This window comes from Streptomyces sp. NPDC048297 (genome assembly GCF_043201585.1).
Classification (GTDB): domain Bacteria; phylum Actinomycetota; class Actinomycetes; order Streptomycetales; family Streptomycetaceae; genus Streptomyces.
Genome location: NZ_JBICZA010000009.1, coordinates 234,656 through 255,545, shown reverse-complemented (window position 1 = coordinate 255,545; position 20,890 = coordinate 234,656). Strand labels below are relative to the sequence as shown.

14 protein-coding genes are annotated in these 20,890 nt (G+C 71.9%); 8 read left to right on the top strand and 6 right to left on the bottom strand.

The window, feature by feature from the left end; genetic code table 11:
• Positions 1-67: 67 nt before the first annotated feature.
• The 4 genes from ACGFYV_RS13075 to ACGFYV_RS13060 form a co-directional block, all read right to left on the bottom strand.
• Entirely contained in the window at positions 68-697 is a 630-nt protein-coding gene (locus tag ACGFYV_RS13075; protein ID WP_393878432.1) for a hypothetical protein, read from the bottom strand.
• A gap of 237 nt (positions 698-934) precedes the next feature.
• A complete protein-coding gene (locus ACGFYV_RS13070; RefSeq protein ID WP_393878431.1) occupies positions 935-1,984 on the bottom strand; it encodes a threonine/serine dehydratase in 1,050 nt (349 codons plus the stop codon).
• Between the two features lie 338 nt (positions 1,985-2,322).
• The gene (locus ACGFYV_RS13065; protein ID WP_393878430.1) at positions 2,323-2,787 is read right to left on the bottom strand and encodes a PaaI family thioesterase; all 465 of its coding nucleotides are present in this window, start codon (positions 2,785-2,787) and stop codon (positions 2,323-2,325) included.
• Positions 2,788-2,852: 65 nt separating this feature from the next.
• A complete protein-coding gene (locus tag ACGFYV_RS13060) occupies positions 2,853-5,147 on the bottom strand; it encodes an FdhF/YdeP family oxidoreductase (RefSeq protein WP_393878429.1) in 2,295 nt (764 codons plus the stop codon).
• Positions 5,148-5,492: 345 nt separating this feature from the next.
• Here ACGFYV_RS13060 and polA point away from each other — a divergent pair, with 345 nt between their 5' ends.
• From polA to ACGFYV_RS13035, 5 genes are all read left to right on the top strand, one after another.
• On the top strand, positions 5,493-8,219 hold the full coding sequence (polA, locus tag ACGFYV_RS13055; protein WP_393878428.1) for a DNA polymerase I: 2,727 nt from the start codon (positions 5,493-5,495) through the stop codon (positions 8,217-8,219).
• 809 nt (positions 8,220-9,028) lie between these two features.
• Positions 9,029-9,466, top strand: coding sequence for a hypothetical protein (locus ACGFYV_RS13050; protein ID WP_393878427.1), 438 nt, complete (start codon positions 9,029-9,031; stop codon positions 9,464-9,466).
• 332 nt (positions 9,467-9,798) lie between these two features.
• Positions 9,799-11,565 carry a lytic transglycosylase domain-containing protein gene (locus ACGFYV_RS13045; protein ID WP_393878426.1) on the top strand — a complete coding sequence of 589 codons (1,767 nt, stop codon included), beginning with the start codon at positions 9,799-9,801 and terminating at the stop codon, positions 11,563-11,565.
• Positions 11,566-11,789: 224 nt separating this feature from the next.
• Positions 11,790-11,924 (top strand): SPW_0924 family protein, encoded by a 135-nt coding sequence (locus tag ACGFYV_RS13040; RefSeq protein ID WP_393878425.1) that lies wholly within the window; start codon positions 11,790-11,792, stop codon positions 11,922-11,924.
• A 27-nt stretch (positions 11,925-11,951) separates the two neighbouring features.
• The gene (locus ACGFYV_RS13035; protein ID WP_393878424.1) at positions 11,952-12,944 is read left to right on the top strand and encodes a DUF3068 domain-containing protein; all 993 of its coding nucleotides are present in this window, start codon (positions 11,952-11,954) and stop codon (positions 12,942-12,944) included.
• Here the strand turns inward: ACGFYV_RS13035 and ACGFYV_RS13030 are convergent.
• The gene (locus ACGFYV_RS13030; protein WP_393878423.1) at positions 12,934-16,008 is read right to left on the bottom strand and encodes an ATP-dependent RNA helicase; all 3,075 of its coding nucleotides are present in this window, start codon (positions 16,006-16,008) and stop codon (positions 12,934-12,936) included. The two genes, ACGFYV_RS13035 and ACGFYV_RS13030, sit on opposite strands and share 11 nt — an antisense overlap.
• A gap of 176 nt (positions 16,009-16,184) precedes the next feature.
• The gene (locus ACGFYV_RS13025) at positions 16,185-17,009 is read right to left on the bottom strand and encodes a class I SAM-dependent methyltransferase (RefSeq protein WP_393878443.1); all 825 of its coding nucleotides are present in this window, start codon (positions 17,007-17,009) and stop codon (positions 16,185-16,187) included.
• Between the two features lie 394 nt (positions 17,010-17,403).
• Between ACGFYV_RS13025 and rpsA the strand changes: the two genes are divergently transcribed.
• The 3 genes from rpsA (at position 17,404) to coaE (ending at position 20,880) form a co-directional block, all read left to right on the top strand.
• Positions 17,404-18,894 (top strand): 30S ribosomal protein S1, encoded by a 1,491-nt coding sequence (gene rpsA / locus ACGFYV_RS13020; RefSeq protein WP_393878422.1) that lies wholly within the window; start codon positions 17,404-17,406, stop codon positions 18,892-18,894.
• A gap of 302 nt (positions 18,895-19,196) precedes the next feature.
• A complete protein-coding gene (locus tag ACGFYV_RS13015; protein WP_393878421.1) occupies positions 19,197-20,135 on the top strand; it encodes a PAC2 family protein in 939 nt (312 codons plus the stop codon).
• 124 nt (positions 20,136-20,259) lie between these two features.
• Positions 20,260-20,880, top strand: coding sequence for a dephospho-CoA kinase (coaE, locus tag ACGFYV_RS13010; protein ID WP_393878420.1), 621 nt, complete (start codon positions 20,260-20,262; stop codon positions 20,878-20,880).
• The last annotated feature ends 10 nt before the right edge of the window (positions 20,881-20,890 follow it).

Genomic DNA, 20,890 nt, shown 5'->3' with positions numbered 1-20,890 from the left:
CCCACCCACCCCATACGACAACGTCGGCCTTCAAGACCACAACCGGGTCTTGAAGGCCGACGTCACGCTAGGCCCCGGAATTAACCAACGGCATCCGGGCCCGTACCGGGCCCCGGCCGCGCCACCGGCCGGGGCGGCCACGCCCTACCAGCCGGGGGCGGCCTCGCCGCCGTCGTCCCGGAGGATCTCGTGGTGGTAGTTCTCCTCGTTCAGGTGCCGCGCCCCGGCGCCGCACTCGATGCCGAGCCAGCCGAACTCCGACATGGACAGCACCTCGGCCACCGGCGTCCCCTCGGGGAGCGCGGCACAGGAAGGCCAGGTGGGTGGGGTCGGCGTAGAGCCAGGCGGGCCGGTAGGCGTCCAGCTCGTCGAGGATCTTGTCGACCATCGCCGGGGGCGTGGCCAGGATGTCGTGCGCGACGGACAGGACGAGCGTCCCGTCGGGCAGGGTGCGGTCGGCGAGGGTGGAGAGCGGGGTCGCGCACCCCACGTCCGAGCAGTTGGGGGCGGCCAGCCGGGCCACCCTGCGGTCCTCGGCGCCGAGCAGCCGCTCGCTCAGGGCCGGATGGGCGCGGGCGGTGACCGCCATGCGCTCGGCGAGGAGGGGCCGGTGCACCACGGTGGCCAGACGGTCACCGGTGGTTCCGGAACTGCTGCTGGTGTACGTCAGTTCCGGCAGGGATTCCGCGTGATTCACCACGCGCGCCGGAAAACCACGACGGAAATCCGCCTTGGTCGTGAACGGGAGTTTCCGGAATGCCTCCGGATCGTCGACGGACAACGTGCCGGAGGGGGCCAGACCCTCCTGGTCGTCGAGGTCGCGATAGAAAGGAAGGACACGGTAGGCGAATTCCGCTTCCGTGCATGCCGCCGACAGTGACATGGATAAGTGCGCTGACACAATTCCCCCAGGAGCTGAATTGGATGATCGCGCTCAGAACGTTCCGGTGAGCACCGCCGCGGTCATCGCGGGATCCGCGTTCCCGCCGGAGGCGACGCACACCACGGGCCCCGCCCCCGCCGGGGGGACGTGGCGCCCGCGCAGCAGAGCCGCCGGGGCTACCGCTCCCGACGGCTCCACGAACTGCTTTCCGTGCCGGGCCGGACAGTGCAGGGCTTGGCCGATGTCGTCCTCCGAGACCGTCACGATGTCGTTGACGAGCCGGCGCACATGGGCCCAGGGCAGCTTCCCGAGCGAGGTGGCGCGCAGGCCGTCCGCCCGGGTCCGGTAGACACGCTCGGCCGGCCACACCGCCCGCTCACCCTCGGCGAGGCTCTGTGCCGCGTCCGCCGCCAGTTCCGGCTCCACGCCGATCACCGCGACGTCCGGGCGCAGCGCCTTCACGGCGACGGCCACACCGCTGATCAGCCCGCCCCCGCTGACCGGCACCAGCACGGCCGAGACCGTGGGCACCTGGCGCAGGATCTCCAGGCCGACCGTGCCCTGACCTGCGCTCACGTCCCGCGTGTCGAAGGGGTGCACCACGTGCGCGCCGGTCCGCTCGGCGAGTTCGTACGGGTGGACGTCCCGCCGCTTCGGAGGGACCAGTTCCACCGTGGCGCCGAGCGCACGCACCCCGTCGATCTTCACGCCCGGGGCGGTGTCCGGCATCACGACCGTGGCCTTCACGCCGTGCAGCGCGGCCGCGTGGGCGACCGCCTTGCCGTGGTTGCCGCTGGAGAAGGTGATGACGCCGCGGGCGCGCACGTCCTTCGGTAGCAGGGCGACGGCGTTGTACGCGCCGCGCAGTTTGAACGAGCCGAGGACCTGCAGATGTTCGGCCTTGAGCAGGAGGTCCGCCGGCTGTCCGGCGGACCCGCCCGGGTGGCGCTCGGAGGCACGTCGAGGGGCCGTACGGGCGTACGGCGGACCAGCCCGGCGATGCGCATCGCGGCGCTCACGATCTCGTCGACCGTCACCAGGGGTAATCCCGAAGGTTCCGACATCCTCACTCCAGCCCGGCCCGATGTGTTCATGACCCATGGAACCTCATGAGTGCACGATCCGGACTTCAACCCCCGGGCATCGAATTTGCGTCGTCATGACGACGGTTCATAGTGCGCGTCGCGCGTCGCAAATATTTCACAAGTATTCCGTGTTATATTCGCGAAAGTCTTTGAGTGCTTAAATACCGGTCGAGTTCCCGGGTATGGCGCAAATGCGTCGCCGCGCGGAGCGGTCGGCTCGGGATTTCGGTCGTCACGCCGCCGCGGAGGGGATTTCCTGGCCGAAAGTGTGCCGCGGCGACGGCCCTCCCCGGGCCGTCGCCCCCACCGATCGCTCCGGCGGACCGGCGTCAGTCCGACGGGCGCGGACCGGCGTCAGTCCGACGGGTTGGCGTCCCGCAGCAGGCAGGTCAGCCGGGCGCTGCACACGCGGCGGCCCTCCTCGTCGCTGATCACGATCTCGTACGTCGCCGTCGAACGCCCCCGGTGCACGGGTGTGGCCACGCCGGTGACCATTCCGGAGCGGGCCCCCCGGTGGTGCGTGCAGTTCAGGTCCACACCGACGGCGAGCTTCGAGGGTCCGCCGTGCAGCATCGAGCCGACCGAGCCCAGGGTCTCGGCGAGGACGGCGGAGGCGCCGCCGTGCAGCAGTCCGTACGGCTGGGTGTTGCCCTCCACCGGCATCGTGCCGACGACCCGGTCCGCCGAGGCCTCTGTGATCTGCACGCCCATCCGGGCCCCGAGGTGCCCCGCCGAGAACAGTGCGGGCAGGTCGACTCCCAGGGTGGCGTACTCGTCGATGACCTCTTGAGGGAACTTCACTTCCTGTTGCTCACCCATGCGGCCAGGCTCCGTTCTCGTTCGTTCCCGACGGTCGGGTCGATCCGGCGGCGCTGAGCAAACGCTCAGTCGGTCGCCGATTGTTCCAGACGGACGACAACGGACTTGCTGGCCGGGGTGTTACTGGTGTCCGCGGTGGCGTCCAGCGGCACCAGCACGTTGGTCTCCGGGTAGTACGCCGCCGCGCAGCCCCGGGCCGTCGGATAGTGCACGACCCGGAAGCCGGGCGCCCGCCGGACCACACCGTCCGTCCACTCGCTCACCAGGTCCACGTACGACCCGTCGGCCACCCCCAGCGCCCGCGTGTCCTCCGGGTGCACCAGCACCACCCGGCGGCCGTTCGTGATGCCCCGGTAGCGGTCGTCCAGGCCGTAGATCGTGGTGTTGTACTGATCGTGCGAGCGCAGCGTCTGCAGCAGCAGCCGGCCCTCGGGCAGCTTCGGGTACTCCACCGGCGCCGCCGTGAAGTTCGCCTTCCCGGTGGCCGTCGGGAAGCGCCGCTCGTCGCGCGGCGCGTGCGGCAGAGCGAAACCTCCGGGGCGGGCCACGCGCGCGTTGAAGTCCTCGAAGCCGGGGACCACGCGCGCGATGCGGTCACGGATCGTCGCGTAGTCCTTCTCGAACTCCTCCCACGGCACCACGCTGTCCTCGCCGAGCACCCGGCGCGCCAGCCGGCACACGATCGCCGGCTCGGACAGCAACCGCGGGCTCGCCGGCTCCAGCCGCCCACGCGAGGTGTGCACCATGCCCATGGAGTCCTCGACGGTCACGAACTGCTCGGCGCTTCTCCCGTCCGGGCCGACCCGCAGATCGCGCTCGGTACGGCCGAGGGTGGGCAGGATCAGGGCACGCGCGCCCGTGACGGCGTGCGAGCGGTTCAGCTTGGTCGACACGTGCACGGTCAGCCGGGCCCGCCGCATGGCCGCCTCGGTCACCTCGGTGTCGGGGGAGGCGGAGACGAAGTTGCCGCCCATAGCGAAGAACACCTTCGCCACGCCGTCGCGCAGCGCGCGGATGGCCTCGACCGTGTCGAAGCCGTGCTCGCGCGGCGGCGCGAACCCGAACTCCTTCTCCAGCGCGTCCAGGAACGCCGGGGCGGGCCGCTCGAAGATGCCCATCGTGCGGTCGCCCTGCACGTTCGAGTGACCGCGCACCGGGCACACGCCCGCTCCCGGACGGCCGATGGCACCGCGCAACAGCAGGAAGTTGACGACCTCGCGGATGGTCACGACGGAGTGCTTGTGCTGGGTGAGGCCCATGGCCCAGCAGACGATGGTCCGCTCGTAGGCGAGGATCATCCGCAGGGCGTGCTCGATCTCCGCGCGCGTGAGGCCCGTCGCCGCGAGCGTCTCGTCCCAGTCGGCGGCGCGGGCGGTGGCCGCGAACTCCTCGTAGCCGTGCGTGTGCTCGCGCACGAACTCCTCGTCGACCGCGCCCCCGGTCTCCAGGATCAGCCTGTTGAGGAGACGGAACAGGGCCTGGTCGCCACCGATGCGGATCTGCAGGAACAGGTCGGTGAGCGCGGCGCCCTTCAGCATGCCCTGCGCGGTCTGCGGGTTCTTGAACCGCTCAAGGCCCGCCTCGGGCAGCGGGTTGACGCTGATGATCCTCGCGCCGCCCGCCTTGGCCTTCTCCAGCGCGGTGAGCATGCGGGGGTGGTTCGTCCCCGGGTTCTGGCCCGCGACGATGATCAGGTCGGCCTGGTAGAGGTCTTCGAGCAGGACACTGCCCTTGCCGACACCGATCGTCTCGCTGAGCGCCGACCCGGACGACTCGTGGCACATGTTCGAGCAGTCGGGCAGGTTGTTCGTGCCCAGCTCGCGCGCGAACAACTGGTACAGGAACGCGGCCTCGTTGCTGGTGCGGCCCGAGGTGTAGAAGAGGGCCTCGTCCGGGGAGCCGAGGGCGGCGATCTCCTCGGCCACGATGCCGAAGGCCCGCTCCCAGCTGACCGGTTCGTAGTGCTCGCCTCCCTCGGGCAGGTACATGGGGTGCGTGAGCCGCCCCTGCTGCCCCAGCCAGTACCCGCTGCGCCCGGCGAGATCGGCGACGGAATGCGCGGCGAAGAACTCGGGGGTGACCCGGCGCAGCGTGGCCTCCTCGGCCACCGCCTTGGCGCCGTTCTCGCAGAACTCCGCCCGGTGCCGGTGATCGGGCTCCGGCCACGCGCAGCCCGGACAGTCGAAACCGTCCTTCTGGTTGACGCTCAGCAGCGTCAGCATGGTGCGCCGCACGCCCATCTGCCGCTGGGCGATGCGCAGCGTGTGCCCGATGGCCGGCAGCCCCGCCGCCGCGTGCTGCGGCTGCGCGACCTGCGGCGCGTCCTGAACCGGATCCCCCTTGGGCGGCTTCGTCGCCATCGCCCGCTCCCCTTCGCCGGCAGAAGAAACGTAGGCAATGGATCCTGCCACGCGCCGCTGACAGCGGGGGAGGGGTGTGGGGACGGGTGTGAGAGGTGTGGGGGCTGGTGTGAGGAGAGGTGCGCGAGGGCGGGGCAGGGCGGGGCAGAGGCAGGGCGGGGACGGGGCCGGGACAGGGCCAGGATGGGGCCGGGACGGGGGCGGGACAGGGCCAGGATGGGGCCGGGACGGGGGCGGGACAGGGCCAGGATGGGGCCGGGGCGGGGCCAGGACAGGGCCGGGTCGGGGCCGGGAGAATCCGGCGGCGGGCATCCGGTGTCAGTGGGCCGTGGCAGGATCGGGGGCGTGGCAGAGACAGCAGCGAAGAAGACCGACAAGACCCCCGCAGGGGCCCGCCCCCGGCTGATGCTCATGGACGGGCACTCGCTGGCGTACCGCGCGTTCTTCGCGCTGCCCGCGGAGAACTTCACCACCGCGACCGGCCAGCCGACGAACGCGATCTACGGCTTCGCCTCGATGCTGGCCAACACCCTGCGTGACGAGGCGCCCACGCACTTCGCGGTCGCCTTCGACGTCTCCCGCAAGACCTGGCGTTCCGAGCGGTTCACCGAGTACAAGGCCAACCGCTCCAAGACCCCCGACGAGTTCAAGGGCCAGGTCGAGCTGATCGGCGAGCTGCTCGACGCGATGCACGCCCCGCGCTTCGCGGTCGCGGGCTTCGAGGCGGACGACATCATCGCCACCCTCGCCACCCAGGCCGAGGCCGAGGGCTTCGAGGTCCTGATCGTCACCGGCGACCGCGACTCCTTCCAGCTGGTCACCGAGAAGACGACCGTGCTGTACCCGACGAAGGGCGTCTCGGAGCTGACCCGGTTCACCCCGGAGAAGGTTTTCGAGAAGTACGGACTGACGCCCGCCCAATACCCCGACTTCGCCGCCCTGCGCGGCGACCCGTCCGACAACCTTCCCGGCATCCCGGGCGTCGGCGAGAAGACCGCCGCGAAGTGGATCAACCAGTTCGGTTCGTTCGCCGAGCTGGTCGAGCGCGCCGAGGAGGTCAAGGGCAAGGCCGGGCAGAACCTCCGCGACCACCTGGAGTCCGTCAAGCTCAACCGCGTCCTCACCGAGCTGGAGCGCGAGGTCGAGCTGCCGAGGACGGTCACCGACCTGGAGCGGGGCCCGTACGACCGCAAGGCCGTCGCGATGATCCTCGACACCCTGGAGATCCGCAACCCGTCCCTGCGCGAGCGCCTCTTCGCCGTCGACCCCGGCAGCGAGGATGCCGAGACGACCCCCGTCGCGGCCGACGGCGTGGAGGTGGACGGCACGGTCCTGCGCACCGGCGAGCTGGCCCCCTGGCTGGCCGAGCACGGCACCGGCACCCTCGGTGTCGCCACGGTCGACACCTGGGCCCTCGGCGCCGGCTCGGTCACCGAGGTCGCCCTCGCCGCCGCCGGGGGAGCGGCCGCCTGGTTCGACCCCGCCGAGCTGGACGAGAGCGACGAGAACGCGTTCGCCGCCTGGCTGGCCGACGCCGGCCGCCCCAAGGTGTTCCACAACGCCAAGGGCGCCATGCGTGTCTTCGCCGAGCACGGCTGGAGCGTCGAGGGCGTCGCCATGGACACCGCCCTCGCCGCCTACCTGGTCAAGCCCGGCCGCCGCACCTTCGACCTGGACGCGCTGTCCCTGGAGTACCTGCACCGCGAGCTGGCCCCCGCCGCCGCGGCCGACGGCCAGCTGGCCTTCGGCGCGGACGACGGCGCCGAGGCCGAGGTGCTGATGATCCAGGCCCGCGCCGTCCTCGACCTGGGTGACGCCTTCGAGGAGCGCCTGAACGAGGTCGGCGCCGCGGACCTCCTGCGGGACATGGAGCTGCCCACCTCCGCCCTCCTCGCCCGCATGGAGCGCCACGGCATCGCGGCCGACCGCGCGCACCTCGAAGCGATGGAGCAGACGTTCGCGGGCGCCGTGCAGCAGGCCGTGAAGGAGGCGCACGCGGCGGCCGGGCACGAGTTCAACCTGGGCTCGCCCAAGCAGCTCCAGGAGGTCCTCTTCGGGGAGTTGGCGCTGCCGAAGACGAAGAAGACCAAGACCGGCTACACCACCGACGCCGACGCCCTCGCCTGGCTCGCCGGCCAGACCGACAACGAACTGCCGGTGATCATGCTCCGCCACCGCGAGCAGGCGAAGCTGCGCGTCACCGTCGAGGGCCTGATCAAGACGATCGCGGCCGACGGCCGGATCCACACGACCTTCAACCAGACGGTGGCCGCGACCGGCCGCCTGTCCTCCACGGACCCGAACCTCCAGAACATCCCGGTCCGCACCGACGAGGGCCGCGCGATCCGCCGCGGTTTCGTGGTCGGCGAGGGCTTCGAGTCCCTGATGACCGCCGACTACAGCCAGATCGAGCTGCGCGTCATGGCCCACCTCTCCGAGGACGAGGGCCTCATCGAGGCGTTCACCTCCGGCGAGGACCTGCACACCACGGTCGCCTCCCAGGTCTTCTCCGTCGAGCGGGACGGCGTCGACGCGGAGATGCGCCGCAAGATCAAGGCGATGTCGTACGGCCTCGCGTACGGCCTGTCCGCCTTCGGCCTCTCCCAGCAGTTGAACATCGAGGCGGCCGAGGCGCGCGCCCTGATGGACACCTACTTCGAGCGCTTCGGCGGCGTACGGGACTACCTGCGCCGGGTGGTCGACGAGGCCAGGGCGACCGGCTACACGGCCACGCTCTTCGGCCGCCGCCGCTACCTGCCCGACCTCAACAGCGACAACCGCCAGCGCCGCGAGGCGGCGGAACGGATGGCCCTCAACGCGCCCATCCAGGGCACCGCCGCCGACATCGTCAAGATCGCCATGCTCAACGTCGCCAAGGCCCTCCACGAGGCGGACCTCACCTCCCGCCTCCTCCTCCAGGTCCACGACGAAATCGTCCTGGAGATCGCCCCCGGCGAGCGCGCGGCCACCGAGGAGATCGTCCGCCGCGAAATGGCTGCCGCCGTCACGCTCCGCGCCCCCCTGGACGTCTCGGTGGGCGTAGGCCCTGACTGGGAATCCGCCGCCCACTGACCCCCCCACCTGAACCGAGGGGGCACCCACCGGGTCCGCCCCCTCGGCTGGCCCCCCTCACGGGGCCACCCGCCCACCTTGGCGCCCCCATCGAGCCCCCTCGGCCGGGCCCCTCACGGTGCCGCCCGCTTGTTCTGGCAACCCCACTGGGGCCGCGCCCTCGGCCAGGCATCCTCACGGGGATCTCCGCCCGTCTTGGCGACCCGTTCGGTATCCCCCTCGGCTGGGGCCCCTCACGGTGCCGCCCGCTTGTTCTGGCAACCCCATGGGGCCGCGCCCTCGGCCAGGCATCCTCGCCGGGATGCCCGCCCTCCCTGGTGACCCCTTCGGGACCGCTCCGGCTAGGCATCTTCACCTGCTGCCCGCCCTTCCTGGCGACCTTTCGGGCCCCCCTTCGACCAGGCACCTTCACGGGAAAACCTGATTGGTCTGGCAACCCGATCGGGCCGCCCCCTCGGCCAGGCACCTCACCGGGACGCCCGTCGCCCTGGCGACCCGTTCGGTATCCCCTCGGCCAGGCACTGTCACCACGCCTGGCTCCCCACCAGAAGGCCCCCGCGGCCCGGTGCCACACACCGGCTCGGCGTCCCCCACACACCGACCCGCTCCTCCCGCAGGTCCCGCACAGACTTCTCCGCCGCGACGGCGCCCAGCCCCCACACCCCTCCCGGCGGTGCCCCTCCCACCCCATCCCCCACGGCCACCCCATCCCCCCACCGGCACAACCTCGGCCACCCCCCGGAGGGGCTTTCACTCACGTGGCCCCCGCCAAAACGCACCGCGCCCCCCGCACCCGCAACACTGCGTGCATGGGTATACGCATGCTCCACCGCCGGACGCCCGAGGCGCACAACGCCACCGCGGCCTGGGCGGACACCGCCTCGGACCGGATCACGCACGCCTCGCCGGTCCCACCCCTCGCGGCCGACGCAAGCACCGCCCGCATTCCCGCTGATCCAGCCGCGACAGTGCGCAGGACCACGGCGGACCTCCGGCGTCGGCTGACCGACCGACCGCACCGCGCCCCGGACTGGCGCGCGTGGACCGACCTCGCTCGCGGCTATCTCGCGCTGCTGCTCGCGCTGGTACCGAAGGCACGCCCCCGACGCACCCTCACCGTGTTCGTCGCGTCCCTCGCCGAGCGCCCGATCCGCCCGGCCCCGCACAGACCGCCCCGCCCGGACGCATCCGGCTTCCACGATCCCCAGGGCGACCCGGACACCGAGGACTCCCGGGAACGTCCCTAGCCCTGCCCAAGCCCGCCCAGCCCTGCCCAGCCCTGCCCAAGCCCGCCCACACCCCCACCCGTCCGGTACGCACACCCCTGTCCTGACTCGACACCGGACAACGAGAGTTGGCCAACCGGTGAATACGGTGGCGAACGGGTCCCTGCTCACAGCAAGTTGTCGTAGGGTCACCTGGGTCGTCGTTCCGCTCGCAGGGACGCACACATGTCCCACGGGGGCGAATGCGGAACACGGGCAACCAGAACAGAGGGTCAACCGTCACACCGGAGACGGACTGACGAAGACGGGCAGACGGCGAAGGACGTTACCGGCGTCCACGGGAGGGTCACTCTATGGCGGCGCATTTCGGCAGGCGGCTGCGCAAGGGAGCGGCGACCACCGCGGTGGCCGCGGCAGCGGTCGCGGCTCTGTCCGCGTCCCAGGCCCCGGGAGCCACCGACACCGGCACCGGCCACGGTGGCCAGGCCTCCACCGGCGTCAGCGCCCCCGCACCGGACCCGGTCGCCGAGGGCGACGCCACCGGCGACTCGCCGTACTACACCGACCTTCCGCCGCTGGACAGCCCCAACCCCAGCCCGTCGTCGTCGCCCGCCGCCGGCACGCCCGTCGCCCAAGGGCCCGCCGAGGCCGGCATCCCCGCGACGGTCCTCGACGCCTACAAGAGGGCCGAGGCCGAACTGCGCGCCTCCAAGCCGGGCTGCAACCTGCCCTGGCAACTCCTCGCGGCCATCGGCAAGGTGGAGTCCGGCCAGGCCCGCGGCGGCCGCGTGAGCGCCGACGGCACCACCGTGACCCCGATCCTCGGCCCCCAGCTCGACGGCAACGGCTTCGCACTCATCAAGGACACCGACCACGGTGCGTACGACGGCAACAGCCACTACGACCAGGCCGTCGGCCCGATGCAGTTCATCCCGTCCACCTGGGCCTGGGCCGGCCGTGACGGCAACGGCGACGGCAAGGCGGACCCCAACAACGTCTACGACGCCTCCCTCGCCGCCGGCCACTACCTGTGCCGCTACGACTGGAACCTGTCCCAGGACGCCGACCTGCACAGCGCGATCCTCAGCTACAACAACTCGCAGGACTACCTGAACCTGGTCCTCAGCTGGCTGGAGTACTACCGCAAGGGCACCCACTCCGTGCCCGACGGCACCGGCACCGTGCCCAGCAACCGCAGCGACGGCACCGGCGGCACCGGCGGCACCGACGGCGGCGGCAAGAAGAAGCCGTCCGACCCGTCGAAGACCAAGCCGGCCCCGCACAAGCCCGGCGGCGGCACCACGACGCCCGACCCGAAGCCGACCCCGCCGGTCCCGCCGGTCCCGGGGACCCCCTCCGACACCGTGGACCACTTGGAGGACGCGGGCACCGCGCAGCTCACCGCGATGGCCGGCGACGCGTTCGGCCAGCGGATCGGCACCCGCGCCGAGACCAAGGCCGGGGTGCCGGTCGCCAAGGTCCGGATCAGGTTCACCATCACCGGTGACACCGACGCCACCTTCACCGGCGGCGAGACCGTGGCCACGGTCTCCACCGACGCCAAGGGCGTGGCGCTCGCGCCGGTGCTCCAGGCGGGCGAGAAGACCGGCCACTTCACGGTCACCACCGCCGTCGTCGGCCACAAGACCAAGACCGTCGACTACCCGGCCAGCGTCACCGCGCGCGCCGCCGACCGCCTCGTCCGCACCGGCGACACCCCGCTGACCTGCACCCCGGGCGGCGAGTTCGCCGACCAGGTCCAGGTGAAGGCCACGTTCAAGGGCGCGATCGCCGACAACGTCGCCGCCTCCGCCACCCTCGTCACGTCGGACACGGACCCCACCGAGAACGACAAGGGCCCCTACTTCAAGGACGCCGACGGTAACCCCCTGCGCACCCTCACCGGCCTCCAGACCGACGACAAGGGCCTGCTGACGCTGCCGAAGCTGTACGCGGACGACACCACCGGCACCTTCCTGCTGCGCATCGCCACGCCCGGCGGCGCGACCCTCACCGTCGAGCTGACCGTCGCCCAGCCCGACACCCCGGCCGACCCCGCCCCGAGCCCGTCCGGCACCCCCTCCACCAGCCCTTCGCCGAGCCCCTCCACGACCTCCTGACGCCACCCCCGCCCCAAGGGGCCCAGGGCCTTCGGACCCACAGGGCGCCCCCTCCGCCAAGGAGGGGGCGCCCTCGTCCGTGCGCGCAATCCGTTCCCATCCCCGCTCCCATCCCCGCTCCCATCCCTGCTCTCATCCCTGTTCTCATCTCGGCCGCCCGTTGCTACCGTGCCTGCCTGCCGTACCTGACGATCCATCAGGAACCGTCCGCCGGGAGGCCCAGCATGCGTGCCCTGATCGCCGCCGCGACCGGTCTCGCCCTCGCGCTCGCCCTTGTCCTGACGATGACCGCCATGGGCACGCCGACGGGCCGGACGTCGCCCAAGCCGCTGCTGTCGACGGTGCCCTCGCACCCGTAGCCGCACCCGTCCCGAAGGGAGGCCGGAATGCGCCGCAAGGCAAGCCTGGTCCTGCTCGCCTGCGCCGTGTTCTTCGCGGCGCTGTCCCCGCTCATGCGCTGGTACGCCTTCCCGCGCCTGGCCAGGATCCCCGCGAACCAGTACCAGGACATGGTGCTGGTGGCCAAGGACGCCACCCTGCTCGACTACGGCGCCATGCGCGCGAAGAAGGTCCCCGAGGTGACCATCGTGCAGACCCTCAAGGGCGACGTGGAGGCCGCGAAGAGGGTCGGGAAGACGGCGGGACGGCCCGTCGTCGTCTGGGACGGCCTGTCCTACGTCCAGGGCCCCGACGGCAAGATGGTCTCCCGCGTCCCGGAGCGCTACATCTTCGACGCCCACAGCCAGGACCCCGTCCACGCCACCGGCGAGTCGGTCGACGGAGACCCCGTCGAACGGGACGGCATCGAGTTCAAGTGGCCCTTCCTGACGCAGAAACGCGACTACGAGTACTTCGACGCGCAGACCCGCACCACCAGCCCCATCCACTACAAGGGCACCCGGACCTTCCGCGGCCTGACGGTCTACTACTTCGAGCAGACCATCCCCTGGACCAAGGTCGCCATGCCCAAGGCCATGCCGGTCCAGGGCATCACCCCCGAGTCGGTCGCCAGGACCGGCACCACGCGCTGGTACAGCACGGTGCGGAAGTTCTGGGTCGAACCGGTCACCGGGGCGCCCGTCTACGGCGAGGAGGACCACAAGGAGGAACTGCGCGGCGGCACCCTGCTCGGCGGCCGGGCCAAGGTGACCGCGTTCGCCGGCGACGTGAAGATGCGCGAGGACTACATCGAGCACACGGTCGCCCTCGTGAAGCACAACCGCACCCTGGTCCTGACGCTCACCTCGTACGTCCCCTGGGGCTCCCTGACGCTCGGTCTGGTCCTGCTCGTGCTCGCCCTGTACCTGGAGGCCCGCTCCCGCCGCCCGCGGGATCCCGAGCCCGGCCGGGCGGCCGAACCCGAACCGGTCAGCGCCTGAGCCGTGCGTTGGTGTGCCGGGTGGGCTCGGCGGACGCGGGGTCCTCGGGCCACGGATGCTTCGGATAGCGCCCGCGGAGTTCCGCGCGCACGGAGCGGTACCCGTCCCGCCAGAAGGAGGCGAGGTCCGCCGTGACGGCGGCGGGCCGGCCGGCGGGGGAGAGCAGATGCACGAGCAGCGGTACGCCCGCCACGGCCGGCGTCTCCCGCAGCCCGAACATCTCCTGAAGCTTCACCGCGAGCACCGGCCGCTCCGGATCCCCGTAGTCGATCCGGATCCTGGACCCACTCGGTACGGCCATCCGCTCGGGCGCCAGCTCGTCCAGCCGGGCGGCGTCCCCGCTCGCCCACGGCAGCAGCCGCGCGAGCGCCTGCCCGGCGTAGATCCGGCCGAGGTCGGCCCGCCGCCGGGCCCGGCCCAGCTCCGGCTCCAGCCACTCGTCCACGCGCGCGTGCAGCGCCTCGTCCGACACGTCCGGCCACGGCTCCCCGAGACGCGCCCGCAAGAACGCCAGCCGCTGCCGCAGCACCTCCGCGTCCGGCGACCACCGCAACAGCCCGAACCCCTCCCGCCGGAGCCCTTCGAGGAGCGCCGCGCGGACGAGGCCCGGCTCGGCGTCCCTCAGCGGCCGCACGGCCAGTTCGACCGCCCCGAGCCGTTCGACACGCCGGGCCACGACGTCCCCGTCCGCCCAGTGCACCTCGTCCCGCTCCGTCAGCAGCGCCCCGGCCGCGGCCCGCGCCACCTCCTCGGACACGCCCGCCCCGAGCCGTACACGCGCGTGGCCCTTCCCGGCGGGCCGGTCGGCGACGGCGACGACGATCCAGGGCGCCCCGCGCAGAGCCGACCCCTCGCCAGGCTCGGCCCGCGTCCCCGAGGCCATGAGATACGACCCCCCGTCCCACCTGGCCACCCGCTCGGGAAAGCAGAGAGCGGCGACGATCCCGACACGCCCGTCCTCGCCGGCACCGCCCCACTCACCCACCCCGACGGAGTCCGCCCCAGACACGAAGACAGCGCCCCCGGCACCAGCACGGCCCTCGGCACCCGTACGGCCCTCGGCACCCGCACGGCTCTCGGTACCCGTACGGCTCTCGGTACCCGCATGTTCCCCGGTACCCGCACGGCCCCCGGTACCCGCATGTTCCCCGGTACCCGTACGGCTCTCGGTACCCGCATGATCTCCGGCACCCGCACGGCTCTCGGCACCCGCACGGCTCTCGGCACCCGTACGGCTCTCGGTACCCGCATGTTCCCCGGTACCCGTACGGCTCTCGGTACCCGCATGTTCCCCGGTGCCCGTACGGCCCCCGGTACCCGCATGTTCCCCGGCACCCGCGCGACCCCCGGCACCCGCGCGACCCCCGGCACCCGCGCGACCCCCGGCACCCGCGCGACCCCCGCCACCCGCAAGCCCCCCGTCGCCCGCGCGGGGCTGACGACGGTCTCCGGATTCCACCGGGGTGCCGGATCCCGGCCCGGATCCCGGCCCCGGCCCCGGCCCCGGTCCGGGTCCGCTCAGGCCAGTGCCCTCCGGCCGGCGGTCACGGGCGGCCGGACGGGAGAACTCCCCCGACAGGGCCCGCAGCCGCCGTACCTCCGCGGCCCACCGCCCCGCATAGGCGTCACCCCCGCGCCGGGCCCTCCTCAACGCGCCAGCGAGATCGTCCCCGTACTCCCGGGGCACCTCCTCGGAGAGGAGCGCGACGACCTCCGCCCCCTCGCCCGACGTGTCCAGCAACGCCCGCCCCAACCGCGGATGCACCCCCAGCCGCGCCAGCCGCACGCCCCGCCCGGTGGCGCGCCCGTCGCGGTCCACCGCTCCCACGGCCGTGAGGACGTCTCGTGCGGCCGCCATCGCCCCGCCGGGCGGAGGATCCAGCAGCGCCAGCCCCGAGGCGTCCGGATCGCCCCAGCAGGCCGCTTGAAGGGCGAACGCGGTCAGGTCGGCCACCTTGATCTCGGGCGCCGGGAAGGCCGGCAGACGGACGTCCTCCGCCTCCGACCAGCACCGGTAGACCGCGCCCGGCGCCTCACGCCCGGCGCGCCCCGCCCGCTGCCTCCCGGCCGCCCGCGACGCCCGTACGGTCACCAGCCCGCTCAGCCCGCGCGCGTGATCCACCCGCGGCTCCCGCGCCAGCCCGGAGTCGACCACCACCCGCACCCCGGGCACCGTCAGGGACGACTCCGCCACCGACGTCGCCAGCACCACCCGGCGCCGCTCGCCCGGCACCAGCACCGCGTCCTGGACGGCCGCCGGCGCCCTCCCGTGCACCTGGAGCACGTCCACGCCCCCTACGTCACCCAGGTTCCCGAGCTGCCCGGCCACGCGCGCGATCTCGCCCACACCGGGCAGGAAACACAGCACGTCCCCCTCCCGCTCGCCCAGCGCCCGCCGCACCACCGACGTCACGTGCGCGAGCAGCGCGGGATCCACGCGCATCCCGTGTGGCGGCCGTACCGGCCGTACCGGAGGCGCCCACACGACCTCGACGGGATGCGCGACGCCCGCCGCCTCCACCACCGGCGCCCCGCCGAGCAGCCGCGCCCAGCCCTCCGCGTCCGTGGTCGCCGACGCGGCCACCAGCCGCAGCTCCGGCCGCAGCGCCTGCCGCACGTCCCACAGGAACGCGGCCACCGTGTCGGCGTCCAGATGCCGCTCATGACACTCGTCCAGCACGACGACGTCGACGCCCGCCAGCTCCTGGTCCCGCTGAAGCCGCTGCAGCAGCACACCGGTCGTCACGACCTCCACGCGCGCGTGGCGCCCCACGACCCGCTCGCCGCGCACCGTGTAGCCGACGCTCTCGCCGGTCCGCTCGCCCAGCAGCCACGCCATCCGCCGGGCCGCCGCCCGCGCCGCGATCCGCCGCGGTTCGGCCACCACGACCCGCCGCGCGGGACCACCGCCGACCAGCCCCGCCAGCACCAGCGGCACCAGCGTCGTCTTGCCGGTGCCGGGCGGCGCCACCAGGACGGCGGTGCCGTCCCCGTCCAGCGCTTCGGTCAGAGCGGGCACGGCGGAGCGCACGGGCAGCGCGTCCAGGACGTCGTAGCGGATCACGCCCCTAGTGTCGTACGACGACGAGCGCGCCCCTCACACGCGCGTACGTCCCCTCGCACGCGCGTACGTCCGCGCGCACGAGCAGTGACGTACGGACGCGCGCGCGAGCAAGGGAACGCAATGACGTGATGAACGTACGCAGGGGCCGGCGGCCGGCGTACGCGGAAGCGAGGAGCTCAGTCCCGCTCGCAGACGAAGATCGCCGTCCCCGGGATGAGGTTCCCGCGCAGCGGGGACCAGCCGCCCCACTCCGAGGTGTTCCAGGCCGGCCACTCCGGCTCCACCAGGTCCACCAGGCGAAAGCCCGTGCCCGCGATGTCCCGGACCCGGTCGCCGATCGTCCTGTGGTGCTCCACGTACACGGCGCGCCCCTGCTCGTCCTGCTCGACGTAGGGCGTGCGGTCGAAGTACGAGGCGGCCACGGACAGCCCCTCGGGGCCGGGCTCGTCCGGGAAGGCCCAGCGGATCGGGTGCGTCACCGAGAAGACGAACCGGCCGCCCGGCCGCAGCACCCGGCGGATCTCCGCCAGCACCAGCCGCGGATCGGCCACGAACGGCAGCGCCCCGTACGCCGAACACGCCAGGTCGAAGGAGCCGTCCGCGAAGGGCAGCGCGCCGGCGTCGGCGCAGATGAGGGGAAACGATCCGCCGATGCGCAGGGAGTGCTGCAACTGGCGGTGCGAGAGGTCCAGCGCCACCGGCCGGGCGCCCTGGGCGGCCAGCCAGCGCGAGCACTGCGCCGCGCCCGCGCCGATCTCCAGGATGTCCTTGCCCTTCAGGTCCTCGGACGGCCCGAGCAGCTCGGCCTCGACCTCGTCCAGGCCCTCCGGGCCCCACACGAACCGGTCGTCGCCGAGGAACGTGCCGTGCTCGATCTGGTACTCGTCCGCGTTGCGGTCCCACCAGCCGCGGTTGGCCCGGCTGCTCTCCGAGACTCCCGCGTCGCGTCGTGTTGCTTCGGGCTCGAGCCCCGCGGGCTCGAGCTGTTCCGGCTCTTGGATGACAGGCTCCCTCGTCGTACTCTTCCGTCAACCCGCCGGGCGGCGCGTGTCACGGAAGGGGTCCCGCAGCCCTGCGTGGCCTCCTGGGACGATTCTTCCGCCGGTTATGTGGCGATCCGCCCCGGGTGTGCGCCTTCGCGCATTGACCATGTCCGGCTGCCCCCGTATGCTACAAGTTGCGCTGCGGGCCTGCGCGCCTCAGACGTAGCAGGCTGCGCTCGCATCTGTTGTATGTCCCCTCGGTTTTCGAGGCGCCACAGAGTATTGGGTCGTGTACCCGGTGGTCGAAAGTGTGGCGCTTCCTTGGCTGTCCGGCTTCATCAGAGCGGCGAAACGGGCTCCCGGCGTAAGCAGTACCTACGACTTCAATGTCCGTACCGGAGCCCTTTCCCACATGACGAGCAGCACCGAGACCACCGCCACCACCCCGCAGGTTGCGGTCAACGACATCGGTAACGAGGAAGCCTTCCTCGCCGCGATCGACGAGACGATCAAGTACTTCAACGACGGCGACATCGTCGACGGCGTCATCGTGAAGGTCGACCGGGACGAGGTCCTGCTCGACATCGGTTACAAGACCGAAGGTGTCATCCCGAGCCGCGAGCTCTCGATCAAGCACGACGTCGACCCGAACGAGGTCGTTGCCGTCGGCGACGAGATCGAGGCCCTGGTCCTCCAGAAGGAGGACAAGGAAGGCCGCCTGATCCTCTCGAAGAAGCGCGCCCAGTACGAGCGTGCCTGGGGCACCATCGAGAAGATCAAGGAAGAGGACGGCATCGTCACCGGTACCGTCATCGAGGTCGTCAAGGGTGGTCTCATCCTCGACATCGGCCTCCGCGGCTTCCTCCCGGCCTCCCTGGTCGAGATGCGCCGTGTCCGCGACCTCCAGCCCTACGTGGGCAAGGAGCTCGAGGCCAAGATCATCGAGCTGGACAAGAACCGCAACAACGTGGTCCTGTCCCGCCGTGCCTGGCTGGAGCAGACCCAGTCCGAGGTCCGCCAGACGTTCCTCACGACCCTCCAGAAGGGTCAGGTCCGCTCCGGTGTGGTCTCCTCGATCGTCAACTTCGGTGCCTTCGTGGACCTGGGTGGCGTCGACGGTCTGGTCCACGTCTCCGAGCTGTCCTGGAAGCACATCGACCACCCGTCCGAGGTTGTCGAGGTCGGCCAGGAGGTCACCGTCGAGGTTCTCGACGTGGACATGGACCGCGAGCGCGTCTCCCTGTCGCTGAAGGCGACCCAGGAAGACCCGTGGCAGCAGTTCGCCCGCACCCACCAGATCGGCCAGGTCGTGCCCGGTAAGGTCACGAAGCTGGTTCCGTTCGGTGCGTTCGTCCGCGTGGACGAGGGCATCGAGGGTCTGGTCCACATCTCCGAGCTGGCCGAGCGCCACGTGGAGATCCCGGAGCAGGTCGTCCAGGTCAACGACGAGATCTTCGTCAAGGTCATCGACATCGACCTCGAGCGTCGTCGCATCAGCCTCTCGCTGAAGCAGGCCAACGAGTCCTTCGGTGCCGACCCGGCCTCGGTCGAGTTCGACCCGACCCTGTACGGCATGGCCGCGTCGTACGACGACCAGGGCAACTACATCTACCCCGAGGGCTTCGACCCCGAGACCAACGACTGGCTCGAGGGCTACGAGACCCAGCGCGAGGCGTGGGAGCACCAGTACGCCGAGGCGCAGACCCGCTTCGAGCAGCACCAGCAGCAGGTCATCAAGTCCCGCGAGGCCGACGCGGCTGCTGCCGCCGAGGGCGGCGAGGCCGCGGCTCCGGCCGCGACCGGTGGCTCGTACTCCTCCGAGGGCGCGGACACCTCTGGTGCCCTGGCCTCGGACGAGGCGCTGGCCGCGCTGCGCGAGAAGCTGGCGGGCGGCCAGAGCTGAAAGCTCACCGCTGAGGCTTAGCCGATAGCTGGTTCTGAGGGGCCGTACCTTTCGAGGTGCGGCCCCTTCGGCGTGTCCGGGATGTCCGGGGGCGTCGATCTTCGGGTGCAGGTTCGTGGGGGCTGGTCGCGCAGTTCCCCGCGCCCCTGGGGGTCGGCGTGCCCCTCGTCGAGAAGTGGCCGGGGGAGATCGTGATCAGCGTTGAGAAGTGACCGGTGGAGATCGTGATCAGTGGCGTGTCGTGGGAATGCCCTCTCGCCAGGGCGTGTTGTCGATGACGGACACGAGGAGGAGCGGTCACAGTGCTTGATCCGCAGGGTTTGTACGCATGGGAGCCGAAGGGCCTCGCCGCCGTCGACATGGCGCTCGCCCAGGAGTCGGCCGGACTTGTCATGCTCTACCACTTCGACGGATACATCGACGCGGGGGAGACCGGCGACCAGATCGTCGAACGGCTCCTCGACGCACTGCCCCACCAGGTCGTGGCCCGGTTCGACCACGACCGGCTCGTCGACTACCGGGCCCGCCGCCCGCTGCTGACCTTCAAGCGGGACCACTGGACCGACTACGAGATGCCCTCCATCGAGGTCCGCCTCGTCCAGGACACCACCGGCGCCCCCTTCCTGCTGCTGTCCGGGCCCGAACCGGATGTGGAGTGGGAGCGCTTCGCGGCAGCCGTGCAGCAGATCGTGGAGCGGCTCGGTGTCCGCCTGTCCGTGAACTTCCACGGCATCCCCATGGGCGTCCCGCACACCCGCCCCGTGGGCCTCACCCCGCACGGCAACCGCACCGACCTCGTCCCGGGCAGCCGCAGCCCCTTCGACGAGGCACAGGTCCCCGGCAGCGCCGCCTCGCTCCTCGAATACCGCCTCATCGAGGCCGGCCACGACGTCCTGGGCGTCGCCGCGCACGTGCCCCACTACATCGCCCGTTCGGCGTACCCGGACGCGGCGCTGACCGTCCTGGAGGCCATCACGGCCGCCACCGGACTGGTCCTCCCCGGCATCGCGCACACCCTGCGGACGGACGCGCACCGCACGCAGACGGAGATCGACCGGCAGATCCGGGAGGGCGACGAGGAGCTCACCGCGCTCGTCCAGGGCCTGGAGCACCAGTACGACGCCGCCGCGGGCGCCGAGACCCGGGGCAACATGCTCGCCGAGCCGGTCGACATCCCGTCCGCCGACGAGATCGGGCGCGAGTTCGAACGCTTCCTGGCGGAGCGAGAGGGCGAGAACTGAGCGAGGGGGCCGAGAACTGAGCGAGGGAGCGCGAGGGCGGGAGCGCGAGGGCGGGAGCGCGAGGGCCGCTCCCGGTACGGCGTCAGGGGTGGCCCTGTCAGTGGCAGGGCCTAAGCTTCCGCTCATGTTGAAAGTGGGCCTGACCGGTGGCATCGGCGCCGGCAAGAGCGAGGTGTCGCGGCTGCTCGTGGAGCACGGGGCCGTGCTGATCGACGCGGACCGCATCGCGCGGGAGGTCGTGGCGCCCGGAACTCCCGGTCTCGCCGCGGTGGTCGAGGCCTTCGGCGAGGAGATCCTCACCGCCGACGGCAGCCTGGACCGCCCCCGCCTCGGCTCCATCGTGTTCGCCGACCCCGGCAGACTCGCCGTCCTCAACTCGATCGTGCATCCCCTGGTGGGCGCCCGCTCCCGCGAACTGGAGCGCGCCGCCGCCCCCGGCGCCGTCGTGATCCACGACGTCCCCCTCCTCACCGAGAACGGTCTCTCCTCGCTGTACGACCTGGTGATCGTCGTCGACGCGAGCCCCGAGACCCAGCTCGACCGGTTGATCCGGCTGCGAGGCATGACCGAGGACGACGCCCGTGCGCGGATGGCCGCACAGGCGACCCGCGAGCAGCGCCGGCAGATCGCCGACATCGTGATCGACAACGACGTACCCCTGGACGAGCTGAAGAAGCGCGTCGCAGAGGTGTGGGACGACCTCGTACGGCAGGCGCGCGACAGCGCGCCCCGTCATACGGAATAGCGTGCCCCGT

Bases quoted from the DNA above. Each gene is read 5' to 3' on its own strand.
- ACGFYV_RS13070 (WP_393878431.1), bottom strand. From the start codon at position 1,984: ATGGGTCATGAACACATCGGGCCGGGCTGGAGTGAGGATGTCGGAACC.
- ACGFYV_RS13065 (WP_393878430.1), bottom strand. From the start codon at position 2,787: ATGGGTGAGCAACAGGAAGTGAAGTTCCCTCAAGAGGTCATCGACGAG.
- ACGFYV_RS13060 (WP_393878429.1), bottom strand. From the start codon at position 5,147: ATGGCGACGAAGCCGCCCAAGGGGGATCCGGTTCAGGACGCGCCGCAG.
- ACGFYV_RS13050 (WP_393878427.1), top strand. From the start codon at position 9,029: ATGGGTATACGCATGCTCCACCGCCGGACGCCCGAGGCGCACAACGCC.
- ACGFYV_RS13045 (WP_393878426.1), top strand. From the start codon at position 9,799: ATGGCGGCGCATTTCGGCAGGCGGCTGCGCAAGGGAGCGGCGACCACC.
- ACGFYV_RS13040 (WP_393878425.1), top strand. From the start codon at position 11,790: ATGCGTGCCCTGATCGCCGCCGCGACCGGTCTCGCCCTCGCGCTCGCC.
- ACGFYV_RS13035 (WP_393878424.1), top strand. From the start codon at position 11,952: ATGCGCCGCAAGGCAAGCCTGGTCCTGCTCGCCTGCGCCGTGTTCTTC.
- rpsA (WP_393878422.1), top strand. From the start codon at position 17,404: ATGACGAGCAGCACCGAGACCACCGCCACCACCCCGCAGGTTGCGGTC.
- coaE (WP_393878420.1), top strand. From the start codon at position 20,260: ATGTTGAAAGTGGGCCTGACCGGTGGCATCGGCGCCGGCAAGAGCGAG.